1 pseudogene is annotated in these 1,610 nt (G+C 35.4%); it reads right to left on the reverse strand.

The window, feature by feature from the left end:
* Positions 1-211 precede the first annotated feature (211 nt).
* Positions 212-1,529: pseudogene (locus tag ACFORE_RS04580) on the reverse strand (FAD-containing oxidoreductase).
* Positions 1,530-1,610: the final 81 nt, after the last annotated feature.

The following is a 1,610-nucleotide window of genomic DNA, read 5'->3' on the forward strand; positions in this document are numbered from 1 at the left end:
TTGTGATAAGATTTAGTTGTTCCATATGAACCCTTTCTAATGTGAGTTTCGTCGCTTTTCATTATAGGTCATATGGGACTTTTTTTCTACACTAAAAAAGGCTCCATAATCTCTACAGTGGATTTACCCACTACAGAAATTATAGAGCCTTTTAAAATCAATTTGTTACGATTTTATCAATTTTTTGACAATCTGCTGGTCGTCTTTTATTTTAAAAATTAAAAACGTCATTAAGGTTCTCTGCCATAGTAGGATGCGTAAATATTTGATTCTTAATATAAGTGTATGGAATATGGTTATCCATAGCTAACTTAATCAGGTTTATATTTTCCTGAGCACCTTCACCAAAAAGAGTTGCTCCTAAAATATCTTGTGTTTTTTCATTAACAATAACCTTATAAATACCTCGAAGGTTGCCATTAACATGAGCTCTAGGCATAGCTGAAACCATTAATTCATTTGCTTTATAGGGAAGATTTGCCTCTGCAGCCTCTTTTTCTGTTAAACCTACACGTGCCAAAGCAGGGTTAATAAATAATGTAGTGGGGATATTATTTCTCTGACTAGCGTTATAATCACTCTGTCCAGTTAATTTATTAAAAACTATGCGATAATCGTCCAATGACACATAAGTAAATTGGAGTCCGCCATTGACACCCCCAACAGCATAAACATTTGGAACACTAGTTTCACAATAATCATCAACCTCAATGGCACCATGGTCTGTTACCACAATATCTGTATTTTCAAGTCCCAAGTCAGTAATATTCGATTTACGACCAGTCGCATAAAGGACAGCATCAAAACTCATTTTCTGACCATGATTGCTTAAAATAACATTATCCTCTTCATCATTTTCTAAAGCATTTATCTGAGCATTAAAAACAGGAAATACCGTCTTCTTCCATGTATTCTTTTGCTAGCTGCGCAACGATATCCTCCTCACGTGGCAAAATACGGTTAGCAGTTTCAAAAACGGTGACCTTACTGCCAAGATTAGCATAAAGGCTGGCAAATTCAAGCCCGATATTACCCCCTCCAATGATTCCTAACCTTTGTGGCAAAGTTTCTAATTTTTGAATACCAGTGCTGTCAAAGACATTTTTAGATTCCTTTAATCCTGGTATAGGCAAACGATTTGAAATGGCGCCTGTATTAATCACTATAGTATCAGCTGTTAACCATTCACTATCCTCGCCAGCAACTATTTTAATAACCTTATTAGAGACAAAACTTGCTTTAGCATCATAAAGATCTACACCAGCATTGACCACATTGGCTTTATTTTTCTGATTTAATCGACGCATAACCACCTCTTTTTCAGCCATTGCCTGCTCAAATGTTAAATGATTTTCAGCTGCATGGATTAATGTTTTTGTTGGAATACAGCCAATATTGATACAAGTTCCTCCATACATTGAAGAACTTTCTTCAACAAGAGCAACTTTCTTGCCAAGAGAACTCATCTTAGCAGCAAGTGTCTTTCCAGCTTTACCAAAGCCTATGACTAATAAATCATATGTTTTCATTTTTGTTCTGAAAGTTCTATAATGAAGTTAGCCACCTTGCTTTACTCAAAAAAAATTGTTTCGCTATCTTTGAGTAAGCCG

It is taken from the genome of Streptococcus alactolyticus (genome assembly GCF_042649785.1).
Taxonomy (GTDB): Bacteria; Bacillota; Bacilli; order Lactobacillales; family Streptococcaceae; genus Streptococcus; species Streptococcus alactolyticus.